This window comes from Prevotella marseillensis (assembly GCF_900625065.1).
Lineage (GTDB): Bacteria > Bacteroidota > Bacteroidia > Bacteroidales > Bacteroidaceae > Prevotella > Prevotella rara.
On the sequence record NZ_UYXY01000001.1, the window covers coordinates 1,152,546 to 1,173,554 of the forward strand.

General features: G+C 39.3%; 16 protein-coding genes. 3 read left to right on the plus strand and 13 right to left on the minus strand.

Going from position 1 to position 21,009, the window contains the following annotated elements; genetic code table 11:
- Positions 1-21: 21 nt before the first annotated feature.
- The 8 genes from EJL04_RS04900 to pyrB form a co-directional block, all read right to left on the minus strand.
- Positions 22-390: a DMT family protein gene (locus EJL04_RS04900; RefSeq protein ID WP_021854333.1), complete on the minus strand. Its 369-nt coding sequence runs from the start codon at positions 388-390 to the stop codon at positions 22-24.
- The gene (locus tag EJL04_RS04905) at positions 390-2,747 is read right to left on the minus strand and encodes a bifunctional dihydroorotate dehydrogenase B NAD binding subunit/NADPH-dependent glutamate synthase (protein ID WP_125104253.1); all 2,358 of its coding nucleotides are present in this window, start codon (positions 2,745-2,747) and stop codon (positions 390-392) included. Before EJL04_RS04905 ends, EJL04_RS04900 begins: the two co-directional genes overlap by 1 nt.
- A 104-nt stretch (positions 2,748-2,851) precedes the next feature.
- Entirely contained in the window at positions 2,852-4,141 is a 1,290-nt protein-coding gene (serS, locus tag EJL04_RS04910; protein ID WP_125104254.1) for a serine--tRNA ligase, read from the minus strand.
- Positions 4,142-4,283: 142 nt separating this feature from the next.
- A complete protein-coding gene (gene rpmA / locus EJL04_RS04915) occupies positions 4,284-4,547 on the minus strand; it encodes a 50S ribosomal protein L27 (protein WP_021854336.1) in 264 nt (87 codons plus the stop codon).
- A gap of 19 nt (positions 4,548-4,566) precedes the next feature.
- Positions 4,567-4,884: a 50S ribosomal protein L21 gene (gene rplU, locus EJL04_RS04920; RefSeq protein ID WP_021854337.1), complete on the minus strand. Its 318-nt coding sequence runs from the start codon at positions 4,882-4,884 to the stop codon at positions 4,567-4,569.
- Between the two features lie 343 nt (positions 4,885-5,227).
- On the minus strand, positions 5,228-6,508 hold the full coding sequence (gene glyA / locus EJL04_RS04925) for a serine hydroxymethyltransferase (RefSeq protein ID WP_021854338.1): 1,281 nt from the start codon (positions 6,506-6,508) through the stop codon (positions 5,228-5,230).
- A gap of 96 nt (positions 6,509-6,604) precedes the next feature.
- Entirely contained in the window at positions 6,605-7,060 is a 456-nt protein-coding gene (pyrI, locus tag EJL04_RS04930; protein ID WP_021854339.1) for an aspartate carbamoyltransferase regulatory subunit, read from the minus strand.
- A gap of 26 nt (positions 7,061-7,086) precedes the next feature.
- Positions 7,087-8,034, minus strand: a complete 948-nt coding sequence (gene pyrB / locus EJL04_RS04935) for an aspartate carbamoyltransferase (protein WP_125104255.1) — start codon at positions 8,032-8,034, stop codon at positions 7,087-7,089.
- Between the two features lie 112 nt (positions 8,035-8,146).
- Here pyrB and EJL04_RS04940 point away from each other — a divergent pair, with 112 nt between their 5' ends.
- Positions 8,147-10,447 carry a transglycosylase domain-containing protein gene (locus tag EJL04_RS04940; RefSeq protein ID WP_125104256.1) on the plus strand — a complete coding sequence of 767 codons (2,301 nt, stop codon included), beginning with the start codon at positions 8,147-8,149 and terminating at the stop codon, positions 10,445-10,447.
- Positions 10,448-10,750: 303 nt separating this feature from the next.
- Here the strand turns inward: EJL04_RS04940 and EJL04_RS04945 are convergent, their stop codons facing one another.
- From EJL04_RS04945 to EJL04_RS04965, 5 genes are all read right to left on the minus strand, one after another.
- Positions 10,751-13,297 carry a carboxypeptidase-like regulatory domain-containing protein gene (locus tag EJL04_RS04945; RefSeq protein WP_164511722.1) on the minus strand — a complete coding sequence of 849 codons (2,547 nt, stop codon included), beginning with the start codon at positions 13,295-13,297 and terminating at the stop codon, positions 10,751-10,753.
- Between the two features lie 60 nt (positions 13,298-13,357).
- Entirely contained in the window at positions 13,358-14,173 is an 816-nt protein-coding gene (locus EJL04_RS04950) for a GLPGLI family protein (protein WP_125104258.1), read from the minus strand.
- Positions 14,174-14,341: 168 nt separating this feature from the next.
- A complete protein-coding gene (locus EJL04_RS04955) occupies positions 14,342-15,139 on the minus strand; it encodes a GLPGLI family protein (RefSeq protein WP_125104259.1) in 798 nt (265 codons plus the stop codon).
- A gap of 129 nt (positions 15,140-15,268) precedes the next feature.
- A complete protein-coding gene (locus EJL04_RS04960; protein ID WP_125104260.1) occupies positions 15,269-15,691 on the minus strand; it encodes a hypothetical protein in 423 nt (140 codons plus the stop codon).
- 589 nt (positions 15,692-16,280) lie between these two features.
- Complete coding sequence (locus EJL04_RS04965) at positions 16,281-17,912, minus strand: hypothetical protein (RefSeq protein ID WP_125104261.1); 1,632 nt, start codon at positions 17,910-17,912, stop codon at positions 16,281-16,283.
- 13 nt (positions 17,913-17,925) lie between these two features.
- Here EJL04_RS04965 and EJL04_RS04970 point away from each other — a divergent pair, with 13 nt between their 5' ends.
- On the plus strand, positions 17,926-18,432 hold the full coding sequence (locus tag EJL04_RS04970) for a hypothetical protein (RefSeq protein ID WP_125104262.1): 507 nt from the start codon (positions 17,926-17,928) through the stop codon (positions 18,430-18,432).
- Between the two features lie 1,239 nt (positions 18,433-19,671).
- The gene (locus tag EJL04_RS04975) at positions 19,672-20,988 is read left to right on the plus strand and encodes a DEAD/DEAH box helicase (RefSeq protein WP_053398779.1); all 1,317 of its coding nucleotides are present in this window, start codon (positions 19,672-19,674) and stop codon (positions 20,986-20,988) included.
- Positions 20,989-21,009 lie beyond the last annotated feature (21 nt).

Sequence of the window (21,009 nt, forward strand, 5' to 3'; positions counted from 1 at the left end):
TCTTATGATTAGAAATATTTGTTATTTCATAAAAACAAGATATACTGCACATATTATTAGTAAAAATGCAAGTACATGATTCCAATGCAGTGTTTGACCCTGAAACAGAATATTTGCTATTACGGCGAATACACCTAAACTTATACATTCTTGAATAACTTTAAGTTGTATAAGATTAAAGGGGCCTCCGTTGTCTTGGAATCCGATGCGATTTGCTGGAACTTGACAGCAATATTCAAAGAATGCAATACCCCATGAAAAAAGAATAACTCCTATCATGGGCCATTTTGCTGATATTCCTGATGCTTGAAGTTTTAAATGCCCATACCAAGCAAGTGTCATAAACACATTGCTTAGTATGAGTAATATGATTGTATATAATCCATTCATTATTTATTTTCTTTCATGAGTTGTTTGTCCATGTTGTGAGCTGCGCGTCGTCCGTCACCCATTGCCAATATTACAGTAGCTCCACCTCTGACAATATCACCTCCTGCATAAATCTCTGGGCGCGAGCTTTGCATCTCATCATTTACAACTATGGTATTTTTGCGTCCGAGAGTTAAATCTTTAATAGATTTCGGTACTAACGGGTTTGGTGATACACCTATAGCTACTATGACTTGGTCAACGTCTATTGTGATTGTTTTACCTTCAATAGGTACAGGACTTCTTCTTCCTGACGCATCAGGCTCTCCTAAAGTCATAACTTGTAACACAGCCTGCTTTACAGCACCATTTTCATCCGATATATATTCTATCGGATTATGTAGGCACATAAAATTAATTCCCTCTTCTTTTGCATGTTTGACTTCCTCTAATCTTGCTGGCATTTCTGTTTCCGAACGTCTGTATACTAATGTAACGTCTGCTCCTAAACGTTTAGCTGTTCTACATGAATCCATTGCAGTATTTCCACCACCTACAACTAGTACATGTTTGCCAATATTTAGAGGTGTGTCGGTCGTTGGGTTGGCTGCATCCATTAGGTTTACACGTGTCAGGTATTCATTAGATGACATAATATTTATCAGATTTTCACCGGGTATGTTCATAAAATTAGGCAAACCGGCTCCAGAGCAGACGAAGATGCCTTTAAAACCATTACTCTCAAGCTGTTCTATACTGATAGTTTTTCCTATAATGCAGTCTGTTTGGAAATGAACTCCCATTTTTCGTAGGTTGTCAATTTCTACATCGACGATCTTGTTTGGAAGACGGAATTCTGGTATACCATATTTAAGCACTCCACCTATTTCATGTAATGCTTCAAATACATACACCTCATATCCCTTTTTTATCATGTCCCCTGCAAAGCTTAGTCCAGCAGGACCAGAGCCGACAACAGCAATCTTAATACCGTTGGAAGAACTTATTTCTGGTAATGAGATCTGTCCACTTTCACGTTCATAATCTGCAGCAAAACGTTCAAGGTATCCAATTGCAACAGCAGGTTCATTCATCTTGAGATGTATACATTGGCTTTCACACTGCTTTTCCTGTGGACAAACACGTCCACATACAGCGGGTAGGGCAGAGGTGTTTTTAAGTACTTTAGCAGCGGCTAAGAACTGGCCTCGTTCAATATTCTTGATGAATGACGGAATATTGATATTAACCGGACAGCCTTCTATACATGTTGGTTTGGCACAGTCAAGGCATCTTTTAGCCTCTGTCATAGCCATCTCCTTTGTCAAACCCTTATTAACTTCTTCATATCTTGTGGTAGAGCGATAAGAAGGATCTAATTCTGGCATTATTACTCGTTTAATGGCAGTCCGCTCTTTGGGTTTCATCGTTGCACGCAGAGCTTTACGCCATTCTGAGTTTCTGTCTGTCAAAACGTCTATAGGTTCGTCTGTAATTTGGTCGTTTACACTAATTAGGTGCTCTTCTTTATCCTCATTGCTTTGTTTTGTCGCATTTAGGTGCTCTTCAAAATGTTCTAGTTCTTCTTGTTCTGCACGTTTGAATGTCCCCATGCGTTTAAACATTTCATCCCAGTCAACTAATGCTCCGTCAAATTCAGGACCGTCAATGCAAACAAACTTTGTCTTTCCACCAATAGTAAGTCGACATGCACCACACATTCCAGTACCATCGACCATGATTGTATTTAGGGATACATCTGTTGGGATATTGTATTTCTGTGTTAGCATGCAACTAAACTTCATCATAATAGGAGGTCCGATAGCAAAAACTTTATCAATATGTTCTTGATTTATAAGTTTTTCAATACCGACTGTTACGACTCCTTTTTCCCCATAAGACCCGTCATCTGTCATTATTATAGTTTCATCACTATTCTCTCGGACTTCATTTTCAAGTATAATTAAATCTTTGTTTCGTCCTGCAATTACAGATAAAACTCTATTGCCTGCTGCTTTTAATGCTTTTATAATAGGAAGCATTGGAGCAACTCCAACTCCGCCTCCTGCACATATTACGGTTCCAAATTTTTTTATGTCTGTAGGATTTCCAAGTGGTCCAACAACGTCTGTGATATAATCTCCGACGTTCAGATTACACATCTTAATTGATGACAGACCTACTTTTTGCACAACCATTGTAATGGTTCCTTTTTCTATGTCTGCATCTGCAATTGTGAGCGGCATACGTTCGCCATTTTCGCCAATTCTTACGATCACAAAATTACCGGCTTTCCGGCTTTTTGCAATCAGTGGCGCTTCTACTTCAAAGAGAAATACTTTCTCTGAGAATTGTTCCTTACGGATAATCTTGTTCATTGTTGTTTTATGGTGTAGTATTTAATAATTAAGGTGTTATATAATTTATGGTTTATGGTAGCAAACCATAAACCATAAATTTAGGTTTTGCAATAGACTTGTATTTAAAAGTTATTATTGTCAAGCATATCGAATCCGCAGTATGGTATAAGCGCTTTGGGAACTTTAATACCTTCTGGTGTTTGATTGTTTTCAATTATTGTAGCTACAATGCGAGGTAAAGCTAATGCAGAGCCATTTAATGTGTGGCACAGTTCTGTTTTTTTCGTTTCAGAATTGCGATAGCGGCATTTTAGACGATTAGCCTGATAACTTTCGAAGTTGCTGACAGATGAAACTTCGAGCCATTTCTTTTGTGCAGTGCTATAGACTTCAAAGTCATAGCAAATAGCTGATGTAAAACTCATGTCGCCTCCACAAAGACGTAAAATGTGATATGGCAATTCTAGTTTCTGACACAATCCTTCAACATGTGCAAGCATTTCATTAAGTGATTCATAAGAATGTTCTGGCTTATCTATGCGGACAATTTCAACCTTATCAAATTGATGTAATCTGTTAAGTCCTCTCACGTCTTTACCATATGAACCAGCCTCACGTCTGAAACATGCAGAATATGCACATCTTTTGATTGGAAGATCTTTCTCGTCCAATATGACGTTTCTGAATATATTGGTTACAGGAACTTCTGCTGTAGGAATAAGATAAAGATTGTCCATATTGCAATGATACATTTGACCTTCCTTGTCTGGTAACTGGCCTGTTCCGTATCCAGATGCTTCATTTACTACATATGGAGGTTGTATTTCCAAGTATCCGCTTTTACGTGCTTCTTCAAGAAAAAATGCTTCGAGCGCTCTTTGAAAACGTGCCATCTTTCCTATATATATAGGGAATCCGGCTCCTGTAATTTTTACACCTAAATCGAAGTTTATTAAATTGAATTTTTTGCATAGATCCCAATGGCATAAAGCATCTTCTGGAAGGTCGGGTATTTGTCCGCCTTCTTTTACGATAACATTATCTGATGCATCTTTACCTTCCGGAACATCGTCGTTTGGAATGTTGGGGATTGTACAGAGTAGTTCTGTCAGTTTTTCTTGGGTTTTATCTAATTGATGCTCAAGATTTTTGGCACTTTCTTTTAGCTTGGATACATTTTCTTTAATCGCATTGGCTTCGTCTGTTTTCTTTTCTTTCATTAGAGAGCCAATTTGTGCTGACAACAATTTGCATTCCTGCAGATTTTTGTCAAGCTTTTGCTGGGTTTCACGTCTGGTCTTATCCAATGCTAAGACATTGTCAATAGCCTCTTTGGCACCATTAAAGTGTTTTTTCTCAAGCCCTTTAATTACACGTTCAGTTTCTTCACTGATGAGTTTTAGTGTAAGCATACAAATTTATATTTTATAATAACAGATGCAAATTTACAAAAAAAATTTTTTGTAGCGACTAAAAAAAGCAAAAATCCCGATTCTCGTGTGAGAAAAGGGATTCTTGTGTTTGTTTGGAATAAATAATTAAAAATTCTTTTGTTTAAGCTTCTGCTTCAGGTATTACAGATACAACACTCTTGTCTCTGCGGCCCTTGTGGAAATTAACCACGCCGTCAACCAAAGCATAAAGAGTATCATCTTTACCAATACCTACGTTCTTGCCAGGGTTGTGCTTAGTACCACGCTGACGAACAATAATGTTACCAGCAATTACTTTCTGACCACCCCAAATCTTAACGCCTAATCTTTGAGAAGCTGACTCACGTCCGTTCTTAGAACTACCTACACCTTTTTTATGTGCCATTTCTTGTTCCTCCTAAAATTTAAGCGATTACTTCTTTGATTTGTACTTCAGTGAATTGAGCACGATGTCCGTTCTTCTTACGGTAATCTTTTCTGCGCTTCATCTTGAAAACGATGACTTTGTCACCTTTTACAAGAGGATTTACAACTTCACATACTACCTTTGCACCGTCTACGGTTGGTGCACCTACCTGTACTGAACCTTCTTTGTCGACAAGCAGTACCTTGTCGAATTCAACAGCCTGGCCTTCTTTCACATCTTTCATGTGGTGAACGAACAGTTTCTTGCCCTGTTCTGCCTTAAACTGCTGACCGTTAATTTCTACAATTGCGTACATTTTATTATGTTAAACGGTTTTTTCCGTAAGGCGTATGACATCGTGTCATAGCTTGTTTGAGCCTATACGGACTAAATCGGCTGCAAAATTATAACAAATAATTTAAACTTCCAAATTTTTTGTGTTTGTTGGTTTGGTTGTTGTAATAAAAATATTTAAAAATCCTTTCTTGGTCTATCATTGTGCGATTTTACATCTTGCTTTGTTCTGTATTTGGGTAGTCTTATCGTTTTAGTGTTATATATGGATATTATTTATCTATTTGTCGTCAATGTAAATATAAATAATATGGCATGCCTCAGGTAATGTAGGCATGCCATAATAATATATTACTTTCTGTTTATTAATATGCAAAAAGTGGGTATTTTGACATTGTTTCATTCACTCTTTGACGCACTGAAGAAATTACGTTTTCATCTTCAGGACTGTTCAGAACTTCTTCAATAAGGTCTGCGATAAGAACCATGAGGTCTTCTTTTGCTCCTCTTGTTGTTATAGCAGGAGTGCCAAGACGTATTCCTGATGTTTGGAATGCACTGCGTGTATCATACGGAACCATATTCTTATTTACGGTTATATCAGCAGCAACTAATGCACTTTCTGCAACTTTTCCTGTAAGATCAGGATATTTAGAACGCAGGTCAACGAGCATAGAGTGGTTGTCTGTTCCTCCACTTACGATAGTAAAGCCGCGTTTAATGAGTTCGTCAGCAAGTACAGTCGCATTTTTCTTAACTTGCATAGCCCATTCTTTAAATTCTGGTTGTAGTGCTTCATTAAATGCTACTGCTTTTGCTGCTATTACATGCTCCAGCGGTCCGCCCTGTGTACCAGGGAATACAGCACTGTTAAGAAGCTGACTCATCATCTTGATTTGACCTTTAGGTGTCTTCTTACCCCATGGATTCTCAAAGTCTTTACCCATAAGGATAATACCGCCTCTTGGGCCACGTAGTGTTTTGTGAGTTGTAGATGTTACAATATGTGCATATTTAACAGGATTATCCAAAAGACCAGCGGCAATAAGACCTGCAGGATGAGCCATGTCAACCATTAAAATTGCTCCTACTTTGTCTGCAATTTCACGCATGCGTTTGTAATCCCATTCGCGGCTATATGCTGAACCACCGCCAATGATTAATTTGGGCTTATGCTCGATTGCCAGTTTTTCCATCTCGTCATAGTCAACGCGACCAGTTTCTTTGTCGAGATTGTATCCTACAGCATTATATAATATACCTGATGTGTTTACACTTGAGCCATGAGACAAGTGACCTCCATGGGCAAGGTTAAGCCCAAGGAACGTATCTCCTGGATTTAATACAGTTAAAAGAACAGCAGCATTTGCCTGTGCTCCAGAGTGAGGCTGAACATTTGCGAATTCTGCACCAAAAAGTTTTTTTACGCGTTCGATAGCCAGTGTTTCAACTTCGTCTACCACACCGCAACCGCCATAATAGCGTTTTCCTGGAAGGCCTTCTGCATACTTGTTTGTCAAGTATGAGCCCATAGCCTGCATAACTTCATCACTTACAAAGTTCTCTGAGGCAATGAGTTCCATTCCCTTTAACTGTCTTTGATGTTCTCTTTCGATGAGGTCGAAAATTACTTGATCTCTTTCCATACGATAGATTTTAATATGAATGTTGTGTTTAGGTTATTAATAGTTATGCAAAAATATAAAAAAATATCGATGCATGCAAGATAATTATTCTATAACTTATACGAGTTTAACCTTATTAATATCTTGTTCCTTGTCGCAATAATGACATTTAATAATGCCATTTTCTTTATCTATTACATGGAACACGGTTTTCATCGGTTCATTATTTGTAATACACTTAGGATTATTGCATTTGATGATTCCTTGAAGTTCGTTGGGTGTAACGACTTTTTTCTTCTCAACAACCTCATAGTTGCGTATGATGTTGAGAACGACATTTGGAGCAACAACAGAAAGTCTTGAGATTTCTTCATCTGTGAAGAATTTGTCCTCGACTTTGATAATTCCTTTATGTCCGATTTTCTTTGACAGATAATTATAGCCTATAGTAACTACAGTTTTCAAATTCTGAAGTCCTAAAATATTGGCCACTTCGTATGTCTTTTCTGAAGGTATATGGTCAATGACGGTACCATTTTCTATTGCTGCTACCAATCTTTCTTTCTTGCTCATTGTTTACTGGCTTAATAAAGTTCTGCTTATTTAATAATAGTAGGGTCGTTAATGATTTCATCCATAGACAAGCCTAGTACGTCGCATATGATAGCCTCACGTGCATAAAGGCCGTTTTGTGCCTGCTGGATATAATATGCATGCGGATTTGTGTCAACCTCATATTCTATTTCGTTAACACGTGGAAGCGGATGCAATATTTTCATGTTATCCCTTGCGTTATTGAGCATGTCGTTTTTTAGAATGTAAACATTTTTTACTTTCTCATATTCCATTAAGTCAGAGAATCTTTCTTTCTGTACTCGTGTCATATATAGAATATCGGCCTCGTTTATTATTTTTTCGTTGAATGCCGTATGTTCCACATATTTTATATTATGTTCTTTACAATAAATTTTATATTCATTAGGCATTGCAAGTTCCTTAGGTGCAATGAAATGGAACGTTGGATTGAAGTGTCTCATTGCCATGATAAGAGAGTGAACAGTTCTTCCGTATTTCAAATCACCAACGAGACATATATTCAGATTTTCAAGTGTGCCTTGCGTCTTGTATATTGAGTATAAATCAAGCATACATTGTGAGGGGTGTTGGTGTGCACCGTCTCCAGCATTAATAATTGGTATTGGGGCAACTTCACTTGCATACTGTGCAGCACCTTCAATATAGTGGCGCATTACAATCGCATCGGCGTAGTTGGATACCATTAATATCGTATCCTTTAATGTTTCTCCTTTAGTCGCGCTTGTTACTTTCGCGTCACTAAATCCTATAACACGTGCTCCAAGTCTATTTGCTGCAGTTTCAAAACTTAGGCGAGTACGTGTAGAAGGTTCAAAGAAAAGCGTAGCTACAACCTTGCCTTTTAGAATTTCTCTGTTAGGATGTTTTTCAAACTCTTGTGCCAACTTTATCATGTAAAGAATTTTCTCCTTTGATAAATCAGCAATAGTTACAAAATTATGTTTTCCCATTAATGTAGTGTTTCTAATTCGACCGCTAAGTTAAGCATTATTTTTAATTTATGATTGATATTTCAAAAGAAAAATAGTATTTTTGCAGCTAATTAGTTTTTTATTATAAATAATGAGAAAAACATTTGTGCGTATCCTTTGGGGAACGCTTTGTGCGGTTATAGTATTTTTGGCTGTTAGTTTTACTTCCATATGGTTTGGATGGATTGGTTATATGCCAGATTTGGAAGATTTGCAAAACCCTATTAGCCGATATGCCTCTCAGGTTTATTCTGTAGACGGCAAGATTCTTGGTACATATAATATGAATCGTGAAAATAGGGTACATGTTGATTATGATGGTATTTCGCCTTATCTGGTTCAGGCTTTGGTCGCTACAGAAGACGAACGATTTTACGATCATTCCGGCATAGATTTTATCGCATTAACTCGTGCTGTTGTAAAACGTGGAATTTTAGGACAGAAAAGCGCAGGTGGCGGTTCAACAATAACCCAGCAACTTGCAAAGCAACTCTATTCAGCTACAGCTAAAAGCACACTTGAACGTTTGTTGCAGAAGCCAATAGAATGGGTTATTGCTGTGAAACTTGAGCGTTTTTATACAAAAGAAGAAATAATAACAATGTACCTTAATTATTTCGACTTTCTTCATAATGCCGTAGGCATCAAGACCGCTGCTGATGTTTATTTTGACAAGGATCCTAAAAATCTTACATTGACAGAGTCTGCCACACTTATTGGCTTGTGTAAGAATCCTTCTTATTTTAATCCTGTAAGATATCCTGAAAGATGTACAGATCGCCGTAATGTTGTTCTGGGGCAAATGTTGAAAGCTGGATATCTTACAAATGAAGAATATCAAAAAGCTCATGATGAGCCTTTGGCTCTTAATTTTCATCGTGTTGACCATAAGGATGGTATTGCAACTTATTTTAGGGAGTTTTTAAGACAATACATTATGGCTCAAAAACCAACGTTGGAAAATTATCCATCTTGGAATAGGGTTCAGTTTACAATTGATTCTTTGGCATGGGAGACTGATCCTTTGTATGGCTGGTGTAATAAGAATCATAAGAAGAATGGTGAACCTTATAATGTGTATACAGATGGTTTGAAGATTTTTACAACAATAGATTCCAGAATGCAGAAGTATGCTGAGGAGGCCGTATTGAAGCATGTGGGGAATTATCTTCAGCCGGCTTTTACGAAAGAGAACAGAACAAAGCCAAACGCTCCGTTTACTAATGCTCTTACTGCTGCTGAGGTAAAAGGAATTCTGAACAGGTCAATAAGACAGAGCGAGAGATATAGGGCTATGAAAGAGCAAGGTGCTACGGAAAGTGAAATACAAAAAGCATTTAGAACACCTGTTGAGATGTCCGTATTCACGTATCATGGTGATGTAGATACAGTGATGACACCGCTCGATTCAATTCGTTATATAAAATCATTCTTGCGTTCTGGTTTTGTCAGTATGGATCCGCATAATGGTGCTGTCAAGGCTTATGTGGGAGGCGTAGATTTTACTCATTTTACTTATGATATGGCTACACAGGGACGCAGGCAGGTGGGATCAACGATAAAGCCGTTCCTTTATGCTTTAAGTATGTCTAACGGTATGTCGCCTTGTGATGTTGCACCCAATGTTCAGAGATCTTATGGCAACTGGACACCAAGAAATGGCAGTCGGTCAAGATATGGACAAATGGTAACTCTGAAATGGGGACTTGCACAGTCGAACAACTGGATATCTGCGTATTTGATGAGTCGTATTAATCCTCAGGATTTTTTGCGTATATTGCGTGATTTCGGTATAAACACTTATGGCGTATATCCGTCTATTGTACTTTGTCTTGGCCCTAATGAAGCCTCTGTATGTGAGATGGTAAGTGCTTACACTACGTTTGCAAATCATGGAATACATTGTTCGCCTATGTTTGTTTCAAAGATAGAGGACAACGAAGGCAACGTAATAGCTACGTTCCAGCCACGTATGAATGAGGTGATAAGCGAAGAGAGTGCTTATAAAATGCTCGAGATGCTTAAGGCTGTGATGGATGGTGGTACAGGTAGCCGAATGAGATATAAGTATAAGGTTGAGTGTGATATGGGAGGCAAGACTGGTACCACCAACCGTAATGCCGATGCTTGGTTTATGGGTTTCACGCCATCTTTGGTAAGCGGCTGTTGGGTTGGCGGTGAAGATCGTGACATTCATTTCGACTCTACCAGAATGGGACAGGGCGCTAATATGGCTTTGCCTATCTGGGCGTATTACATGAAGAAGGTGTTTGCCGACCGTTCTCTGGGATACGATCCTAACGAGAAGTTTGATATACCTGAAGATTTCAACCCCTGTGTTTCAGAGTTTGATGACTATAGCGCAGGAGGTATTGAAGAGGTGTTCGAATAGCAATTAATTATTATCCGATAGTTCGTTATTATTGAGCAATACAAAAATAAGAGGGTGGGGCTGATTGTTTAGCCTCACCCTCTTATCTTTTCAGATACCATCACATTTACTTCAAATCAGTCATTAGTTCATATACATTTTTACCTTTTTGCGCATCCATATTTTCAGCCGCATTTCTATTTTCTATTAGCGAAAAATAGTACTAAAATCCGTTTTATATAAAGCAAAAATACAGTTTCAATTCTGATGACGATTCTGTTCTTTTAGCCAGCAAGGCTATGAATTTTTACGGTCATTCTGTCACTACAAACTGAAACGTACCTTGAACAATATTTCTCGTGGACGTAGACGGGTGGATGTATATATGCGTTGTGTGTCTGTGAAATATCGGCGCTCAAACAGATCTTTACCAAACAGGTTATGACAAGCTGCGCCTATCTCAATGTGTCGTGTCTTGTATGTTATCGAAAGGTCGGAAAACAATGTTGTCGACACCGATTCGTCGTTGCTGTGATACATCTCGTTGTCAAACTCAATAATCCAGTTGCCAGGCATGATATATGTGCGCAGTTTATGGGTAAAATAACATAATGTTTCGTCATAACCGTCTGTACTCTCCTGATTGGTCTGATGGTTACGGTTTAGTGAAGACGTCAAGTCGGCAGAAAGCCAATATAGAGGCTTAATAGAGATGTTGAGCTTTATCTCGCTGCTTTCCATTCTGAATGGCTGCACATAGTCATTTATGAGCATGCTGTAGTTGTTCCATGTCTGACGTGCAGATAATTTAAGTAACAGACCGGCCCAGTCGAAGTTCTTACTTGCCGAGCCGTTAAGCGTAATCATGCTTACGGACGAGCGTTGGTCTGACGGAGTGCTGCAATAAACATTATCTACAAGTTCACCCTTATACATCAACATGTTGCCCATACGGCTGTAAACTACTCCGCCATTGGCAAAAAATCCGCTTATCACGTTTTTGTATCTTGCAGCGGCATTCAATACAAAAGCGTCAATATAGTCAAGCTGTCCGTTGCCGCGACGCGCTGTTATATAGTCGGTGAACACCAGCGTCGGCATGGATGTCAGTGCGTCCTGCGGCATCCATGAATATGATCCGCCTGCAGTAAGTTGCCATCGAGCCGTTGGCTCATAGCTGAAATAGAGTGATGGGTCTGCCGTAAACTTATGTGCCGACAGCGAATTAAGACTGCGATAGCGCCAGTTTATCGGCACATTAAGACTGATACTTACGTCGTGTGTCTTGATGCTTATGTCGGGAGATACGTAAACCCTATATTCATCATATTTATCGGTGGCTGTGTTCACTGCGTTTTCTACATCAATGTTCTGTCGTTTCAGGTCAAATCCTACGGTATATGTAATATTCAGCAACCACAATCTGTGTCTGAAGTTTGTATAAGTTTTCCAGTCTAACTGACCTATGTTGAGTGTCTCTGCCGATCCGTCTGATATGAGCAGCGTTCCGGGCTTATAATGATAAGCGGCAGCTGAACTTAACGAAAAACTGTTTCCTCCTGAAAAATTCTTAATGAAACGCAGATTGTCTGCCACATATCTTTCACGCGGTCTTACGCTCTGCTGCGTTGTCTGTCCGTTAAGTACAGATGTACCGAGGCTGCGGTTAAAGTCAGCATATCCTTTAAGGGTGTTTACAAGATATAGCCTGTCTTTATTCACTTTATACATCAGCTCGCCTTCATATTCGTTACGGTATGCCCGTGCGTCGTTGTCCTGTGTTATCACGGCTCCGCTGCCTAAGTCGGTATAAACAGTCTGCGACTGCTGCCGCTCCAGACTCTTGTCGAACAGCCCCGTAAGTTGAAGTCGCAGGTCGTTGTCTGCCGCCGTCTTAAACAGCCAGTTGGTGGCAAGTATATGTGTGTTGTTAAACATGGTTCGGCTTTCGTCAAGTCCTGTTCTGCCCAGACCAATACCCGAAAGCAGTCCGCCCGCAGTCAGCACGCTCTCTTCGAGCGATGCCAATGAGCCAACTTCGCTGCTTATGTCCTTGCCTGTATTGTTGCATTTATACATTGATATGCTCTGCATCTTGCGCGAAAACAGCATTGCCAATGCCCGACTGTCATACAATGCGTCTGTCTTTCCCTGCAGAGTGGCGCCTCCGGCAAGCGACATCTCGCCCTGCCACATATCTTTCACCTTCTCGTCGAGCACGATGTTAAGCGCAGCCTGGTCACTGAACACTACATTCTTAAGTGTCTTCACTGGCTGATGATTCTCCATCACCTGCACCTTCTTCACCTTGCCGGCATCTATGTTGTTGCTCGCTACGCCATATTTGCTGCCCATGAGGTCCATGCCTTCAATATAAAACTTGTTGATGCTTTTGCCCTGATATGTTATGCTGCCGTCTTTTCCGACCTCCATTCCGGGCATACGTGATATGACGTCGGCTATCGAGCGGTCGTTTTTCTGCCGGAAACTGCTAACCAAATAGTCTATCGTGTCGCCGCGCTGTGTTATCTTGTCTGGTTTCACCTTCACTTCTTTCAGCGCGAAAGCTTCTTCCCTCATGGTTATTGTCCGTCCGTCTTTATATGTCTTTGCAGCCAGCGTCACTGTGGCATAGCCCATACTTCTGAATACGAGCGAGTCGGTTTGTCCGTCTTCTCCTTCATACTTCAGAGTAAAGGCTCCCGTCTTAGCTGTTATGGCGTATGCCCTTATGCGTCCTGTTGTGCCTTTGAGCATAACCGAAACTCCTGGAAGCGGCTTGCCGCCCTCATCCTTAACAACGCCCGTAAATGTCTGGGCATTAAGCAGCAGTGGAATCATAAGTAAAATCAGGACAAATATCTTTTTCATAATTGGGTATAATTTATTTTTCATATAATCATAAGCGGTTTCATTACTGAGGCTGAAAGGTTAAGGCCTGTATGTCTCCATCAGATTCACCGGCTTTTTCCTCAATGCTTCAGTGTTTCCTGTTTCCATATAATGTTTGGTGAACGGAACACCGTTTACCTTTTCCATATAAAGTTTTATGTTGGCAAAATATTCCTTGTAGATGTCTTGCAGCTCCAGAGGAGTACAGTCTACATACTTTTGCTTGTCGACCGCCAACAGCCGCCCGTCGCCTTTTTCTATGGCTGTGCATACAAACGAGAATGTTCTTGTTTCGTCAGCAGCCTTTAGTATCAGTCCAGGCAGGCCGCATAATTTCCACGGGCCGTCAGCTATGGGTATGTCGGCGGTAAACCATACGTGCCATCTACGTCCGCGCAATTCGCCCACAGCGCTTTGGCATCTATAGCTAGCCACGGTGCTGTCGCTCTCTGTCAGAGTCCATTCTATATGTGGCATGTCTTCTACATATTTAAAGAAATCTATCAGTACCCTGTCGACATACACCAGTCTTCCCTGTGACGGAATGTTCTTATAAATGTGATACGCCTGCCCGCTCTGATATGGCTTAACCTGCTTGCGTATCTTCTCTAAGTTTATCTGTCCTGTAGCATTCATGCTGTCAATCAAGGCTTCTTTCATTCTGTTCATCCAACTATAAAAGTGTGACGCACTGTTGCCAATGTCAAGCTTCATCACGTCCTGTTTAGCTTCGTTTTCACCTTCTGCGTTAGCATATCGCGCCTGATATGTTACGCTAAGTCGAACACTGTCGGCTGTGGAGGCAGACAGCGTCATAAACGGCAACAACAAGAATGTAATCATGAATTTTCTCATATCTTAGCTTATTATTTTTATGCAATGCATGAACATATTATCAGCCTCTCTTCATTAAGTTGCAATCCAATTTGTCATGGCATTGTCTCCTTACATGCTTAAAACTTTAAATTTTGTAGCGCGACAGATGTATATCATAACGCAAAAGGCGCAGAGAGAGGGACGTAATCAGTGCGTAAACGGTTTTTCGTCTATTGATATTATCGCGCTCTTCCGTTTACTGCCGGGAATGGGCAGCGAGTTGCCGGTACGGGTGACAAGAAACTGTATTGGGTCGTCGTTATATTTATAATAAATCGTTTTGTATTCATCGTAAGTGCAATCTGTATAATTTCCCGAAGGCATTTCCACAAACATTCCGTTTCCGCTTGTTATAGATGTGCAGCAGAATGAATATATTCCATCGGATTCAACAGCTTTGAGTATGAGTCCCGGCAGTCCGCGCAGTTTCCATGGACCGTCGCTTACCGGAATGTCTGCTGTGAACCATACAGTCCATCGTCTTCCACCTATATTCGTCCATGCCTTGCCACAGCTGTATCCGCATATCGTGGTGTCGCCATCTTCGATATTCCACTGCAGCCGTTTGTCAGCTTCAGTGTATTTCACTCCGTCTAACCCAAACGTATCATAAAACGTTATACTGTCACCACCTGAAGGGCGCTTGCATACATGCCATTGCAAACCTCCTCCGCCAACGTTCTTTGCGTTGTTTATGGCTACCTCGAGTGGCAGATTGCTTTCATTTACCTTTTTCATCTGCTCGTCACGCAGCCTTTGTGCCTCGCTGTAAAAATGAGACATGGTACGTCCTACATCCAATGCCATAACGTCATGGGTCTTATGTCCGTTGCCGTATGTGGCATAAGTTGTATTATATACGATGTGCAGCATAACGCTGTCGGCTGTCTCGGCCGACAGCGCAGCAAAATTCAATAGCAAAAGTAATAAGATGTATTTTCTCATAAAATTAATTATTTAAAGGATATTACGAAATATCTGTCATATAAGTATGTTTTTACGGCTGATAAAAATTCATGTAGACAACAGCTAATCACTGGCATATTTACAATGACCTCATACTTCTGTTGACTGTTAAGAACATATATATTGTTTATTTATGTCATAGTATTCTAGAAAATGCAACTTCGCCTTAGCATTAGCTTTGGGAACAAACCGGTTTATAACTTCTTGCAGAATTGTCTGTCCGTACGTGTCAGGCATATAAGTTAAAGGATCCGAAAGAAATTTTGTGCTAATTGTATTTACGCTTATGCTTCCACTCATATTCATGCTGTCCATCTTTGCCAGTTTCTGCTCAAAATAGTCGCTGAAAAAGTGTGATGCGTGCTTTCCTATATCAAGACGCATCATATCACAACGGTCAGGCTTCTTATATTTTGAGTAGTTGTATTCAGATGTATAAACAATGCTCATTATCACGCTGTCAGTTGTCTGGGCTGAAAGTGTAAAGCAGTTGATGAGGGAATACAACAAAATAACCAATTTATATGCCATATTTAAATTCTTATATTCATTCAGTATGTACATAACTTTATTAAAGAAAAACATTAAGATTTCTTCAATAAAAAAATCTGCAACTTATAATTATCTTTTATACTTGTTATTTATTTTTCTCACAATAAGCAATATCCCCGCGAATATCAGCAGGCAAGTTGCTATTACGGCCAGCTCATGCCAGTTGGTCAAATCCTCAAATACGTTGGCAAACATTGTGAGAAAAGAAACGTAAAAGAATAAACATGCGAGAGCGTTTCTTCTCTTACGTATATCAAAATATATACCCGCCGCAAGCAGCGTAATTGTTATTAATAGCTTAAATATAATCATATTTTGTCCACCAAAAATTTAAATAAGTCTATTACTAATTATAATGCCTTATCCGGAATCTCCTGCCAAACCATTAGGCATTATTGCTACGAAAACGAAGATTGCACATATCGCAAATAATAAGGATACGGCTTTTTCATAGTTTCATATTCAACTTATACAAAAGTACAAACAATAGCGAAATATATGATAATATTTCACTTCACAAAACTTCACAAAATTACAATCTATTGATTTTCAGCTATTTACAATAGCGCTAAAGTTCTTTTATGAAATGGTCAAGATCTTTTGCTCCTCCCTTTTTTTGAAACATTTTAAAGTATAAGCGTGACTTTGCCATGCCGAGAGAGCTATATGAATAAGGTGAGATATTGCATATTTCTTTAGATGAAAGACCTGCTTTCACCATACAGCAAATCCATACTTCATTATCATTTATGTCTGGATAAAACTCTTTAAGGCGTTTTGTAAAATTGTTGTATGCCTTATTCAAGGCTTCAACAAGTCTGTGATAATCAGCAGAAGACGGTACGGCATTTGGAGTGTGATACAATTTATATACATCCGTATCAGCCAAGTCAGCTATCAGCAGCTCACGATGTTTTTCTTTAAAGAGCATATGTTCATTCTGCTTAGCCAGCATCTCAGCCTCGTTACGCATTAAAGACTTGCGTATTTCAGTAAGTTTTTCGTTCGAGACAGATAATTCTGTTTCCAATTGTGCTATACGCTCTTCATTACGCTTCATTTTTTGCATTTCTGTTTCTTGGAGCTGGCTTAAATAATTATTTGCACGTTCCTGCTGTTCCCGTATGCGTTTTTTCACATTAGAATAATGTTTTATCAAAATTAAAGACACAACTATCACCGTAAAGATAATTACCGAAAGCAATATGGTAAGATTTGTCTTTGTCTCTGCCAATACAGTATTTTTACGCTCTATATCAATATTCTTCTCCACCTGTGACAACATATCTGATGTTTCATTTAACTCGCTTGCCGTCACAGAGTCGGAATACACAGAATATTTATCGTAATATTCCATTGCCTCGTCACGCTTGCCCTGCTTATTTAAGATTCTTATTATATCCAGACACGCATCTCTTTTTTCTGTATTATTACTGTAACTCATCCCACGTTTATTATATGCAACGGCAGAATCAAGTTGTCCCGTATGCTCAAAATAATATGCCCAAACATAATAATGAGACGATATGTCTTTGTCTGTCGTTGCAAGAAAGGGCGTATTCAATGCCGAATAAGCGTCATCAAGCTGACCTTCTTCAATATATATACCGGCCAGTTCCTCCATAACCATATTATAAAGGTTCGCGTCACCAATAGCCTTTGCCTTTTTGGCAGCTTGCCGATAATAAGGTATTGCCGTGTTGTTCTGCTTGAGATAGCTGTACGACCGTCCAATATCTCTCAATGAATAAACTTCTGTAACCTGCGCACCGGCTTGCTTGGCATATCCGTATGCCAACTTATTATATCGCAACGCATCTTTATGCAAGCCCTTCACCTCATAGACATATCCTGCCCATGTGGCAGAACGGGCTTTATAGCGATTTATAGTAGAATCGTTTTCAGACTCCACTTTAATTGCTTTGTTGAACGATGTTAGGGCATGACCATAAAGATGCATGTCACAATAGACTCGGCCGAGAAGATAATTAGCACGGACGCGCTGAAAGTCACTGCCATGACTATTATAATAGTTTGCTGCAGCGCGTATGGTTGAGTCTGACACATGTAGGATATAGCATTTATCGTCGGCTTCGGTGCGCGACAGTGCGTACCATAAGCGATAGTCTTTGCCCGAACGGCATATCTCGAGCGAGTCGCGCCTCAATATGGTCAGTGCGCTGTCGGGATGTTCTTCCATAAGGCTGTCTGCCGTGCGCAATAAACTTTCAGTTCTGCCTCCGTCACGACATGAAAAGAATGTTGTGCAGAGCAACAAGAAGGGGAGTGCTTTTGTTATTAAAGAAGTTAAAGTCATATGCCTTGTAGTCTTTTATCTTAGTTTAAATTTACCAGCATTAAGCCTTACCGAAAGCATAGCTTGTAAAGTTGGTTTAAACATTTGGCATCAGCTCTTTTATATATTGCGTTTTGGCGTCTTGTGCGGTGAACTGACGAGTCCTGCGCAGTGCAAATATAGCGAAAGGCGAGTGCAATGCAAAACAAAAAACACTTTTTTTGAATTTGCATTGCCGAGCCGCATCCTATATTATGCAAATATAGCGAAAGGCGAGAGCATTGCAAAAAGCAAAAAACTTGTTTTGGATTTTTGTACTGCCGAGTCAAATCCTATATTATGCAAATATACGGAAATTCATTTAATTTGTTTATTGTCATACCATGTTTTTGCTTTTAATTTAAACATTTTTTTAGCAATGTGAGATTGTTAGCTTTCGTAAATGTGTCGTAAATTTAGAATAGGTAAATGCAGTGTTCTGTTCCTTTTCTTTTATTCCAAAACTTGTTATTTATGTTGATGACGTAAATTGACATAATGTCAATACTATCGCATGATTGCTTTCTATTTGGTTTTAGATGGAGCTCTCAGACGGCGATATTTAAAAATTAAAATTTGCTGGCCGTGAAAACAGATAGTTTTTGTGTGCAAGGGTAAACAAGTGAGTTTCAATGTATTATGCGGAGTTGTGCCGATGTGCGCAATTAAATTGGCGTGTTTTTATGCCAAAACGTTCCTTTTTTAATAATATAAATCGGCTTTTGGGGACCAGAATACGGGTGATTTGTGCCTCGAAAGTGGCTGAATTGTCTTATAAAAGCATGCCTTTTATGTGATTATGTAAATAAACTTTACCGAATTAATACATCTTAGAGCGCTTAATTTTCTATTTCGTCATAAAATCGTGACATAAGTGTAATAACATATTGAATGGCTTAAGACGTGTTTTAGTATCAAAAAGAATTCTTTTATATAATTATACTACTTCAGTAAGATATGATTAGTGCTTAGTGTTACTGCAATCATCGTATAATTATATAAACGACTTGTTAAAATATTAATCAATCATTTGCTGTAAATAATGCAGATGAGAATGGTTCTTATTCCAATTTTATCGTAATATATAGATTGACAATGTTACCGGATTAATTATCATAGTTTTAGTTAGAGCATTCTTAGAGCGCGATTTTAAATTGTACTATTGCATGCTTTTATTCTCGATGTTATGTGTAAATATATAAATTAACGACTAACAGTAACAGCTTGATAATATGTTTTTTATATTCAGTAAATTAATATAATATTAGTGAAATTATCAGGGCGCAGACGGTGCGTGCTCTGGAAATAGAGTTTAATCCTAGCCCGTCAGTTGTGTGGATGACTGCTTGAAATTAAAATTAAGTATGTCGCCGGAATATGTTATAATTGGTGATTGGTGGGGTGCTACGGATTGCTGGTAATGTTAACTAAGATGATTGGCCGACTAAATTTTGTTCTTAATCTAATAATAAAATTTGCCACATATTTATATATAATCAATATTTTTCATTATCTTTGCCGATATAAATGATCTGACGTTATGATAGCGGCGTTGCCGGCAATCATATGTCTGGTGCTAAAATTTAGTGATAAATATTATGATTTTTGAATAAAGACTGACATTATGAAAATTCAAGATATATTACAGAGGTTAAAAATTGAATCTCTAAACAAGATGCAATATCAGGCAGGTGACGTGCTGGTGAATACAGATTCTGATTTGGTCATATTGTCTGCTACGGGCAGCGGTAAAACGTTGGCATATCTGCTGCCATTGGCCGGCATGCTTAATCCTGAATCTGACAGGGTGCAGGCTGTGGTTGTAGTTCCCGGACGTGAATTGGCGTTGCAGTCGCATGATGTGTTTTCACGTATGGCATGTGGCTTGCGCTCAATGCCTTTGTATGGTGGGCGTGCAGCTATGGACGAACATAAGAATTTGCGTAAGGTTAGACCACAAATTGTATTTGCTACTCCCGGCAGGCTTAATGACCACCTTGATAAAGGCAATATTGATGCCGATGGTATAAAATATCTGGTGATAGATGAATTTGACAAATGTCTGAAGATGGGATTCCATGAGGAAATGAGCGCATTGATAGATAAGTTGCCATATGTGGAAAGAAGAGTGCTGCTGTCTGCCACTGATGCAAACGAAATACCCGGCTTTGTTAATATGGGCAGAGTTGTGCGTCTTGATTTTCTTACAGATGAGCAGATACCTGAACGTATTAATCTTTTTGTGGTTAAAAGCAAGGAGAAGGACAAACTGGATGCTCTTAACGCCTTGCTATGCAGTTTTGGCGTGTCAAGCAGCATAGTATTTCTGAATTATCGTGATGCTGTTGAACGTGTAGCTGATTATTTACGGAGTAAAGGCTTTGTTGTAAGCGCGTTTCATGGCGGACTTGACCAAAAGGCACGCGAGGATGCCATTTACAAATTTAGTAATGGCTCGTCAAGTGTGCTCGTTGGTACAGACTTGGCTGCCCGTGGCTTGGATATACCGGATGTGGATAATATTATACATTATCATTTGCCTCAGGGTGAAGATGAATATATACATAGGGTAGGGCGCACGGGCCGTTGGGAGGCATGTGGCAGGGCATTTCTCTTGTTGGGACCGGAAGAAACAATTCCTGAATATATAAAAGACATGCCTGATGAATACGTATTGCCGAATGATATAGAAACACCTCCGCAGCCCAAAATGGTGACGTTATATATCGGAAAGGGCAAAAAGGATAAAATATCAAAAGGTGATGTGTTGGGATTCTTATGTAAAATTGGAGGACTAAAGGGTGATGACATAGGACGCATTGATGTTAAAGAACGCTGTTCTTATGCAGCTGTGAGTCGTGAAAAATTGAAAAGCGTATTGACGAAAACTTCCGGCGAAAAGCTAAAAGGTATTAAAACTATAGTGGAGTTGATAAAATAATGCGATAAACAGAAAATAGAT

Coding starts and splice junctions, on each gene's coding strand:
- EJL04_RS04900 (WP_021854333.1), bottom strand. CDS start 390: ATGAATGGATTATATACAATCATATTACTCATACTAAGCAATGTGTTT.
- EJL04_RS04905 (WP_125104253.1), bottom strand. CDS start 2,747: ATGAACAAGATTATCCGTAAGGAACAATTCTCAGAGAAAGTATTTCTC.
- serS (WP_125104254.1), bottom strand. CDS start 4,141: ATGCTTACACTAAAACTCATCAGTGAAGAAACTGAACGTGTAATTAAA.
- rpmA (WP_021854336.1), bottom strand. CDS start 4,547: ATGGCACATAAAAAAGGTGTAGGTAGTTCTAAGAACGGACGTGAGTCA.
- rplU (WP_021854337.1), bottom strand. CDS start 4,884: ATGTACGCAATTGTAGAAATTAACGGTCAGCAGTTTAAGGCAGAACAG.
- glyA (WP_021854338.1), bottom strand. CDS start 6,508: ATGGAAAGAGATCAAGTAATTTTCGACCTCATCGAAAGAGAACATCAA.
- pyrI (WP_021854339.1), bottom strand. CDS start 7,060: ATGAGCAAGAAAGAAAGATTGGTAGCAGCAATAGAAAATGGTACCGTC.
- pyrB (WP_125104255.1), bottom strand. CDS start 8,034: ATGGGAAAACATAATTTTGTAACTATTGCTGATTTATCAAAGGAGAAA.
- EJL04_RS04940 (WP_125104256.1), top strand. CDS start 8,147: ATGAGAAAAACATTTGTGCGTATCCTTTGGGGAACGCTTTGTGCGGTT.
- EJL04_RS04945 (WP_164511722.1), bottom strand. CDS start 13,297: ATGAAAAAGATATTTGTCCTGATTTTACTTATGATTCCACTGCTGCTT.
- EJL04_RS04950 (WP_125104258.1), bottom strand. CDS start 14,173: ATGAGAAAATTCATGATTACATTCTTGTTGTTGCCGTTTATGACGCTG.
- EJL04_RS04955 (WP_125104259.1), bottom strand. CDS start 15,139: ATGAGAAAATACATCTTATTACTTTTGCTATTGAATTTTGCTGCGCTG.
- EJL04_RS04960 (WP_125104260.1), bottom strand. CDS start 15,691: ATGGCATATAAATTGGTTATTTTGTTGTATTCCCTCATCAACTGCTTT.
- EJL04_RS04965 (WP_125104261.1), bottom strand. CDS start 17,912: ATGGAAGAACATCCCGACAGCGCACTGACCATATTGAGGCGCGACTCG.
- EJL04_RS04975 (WP_053398779.1), top strand. CDS start 19,672: ATGAAAATTCAAGATATATTACAGAGGTTAAAAATTGAATCTCTAAAC.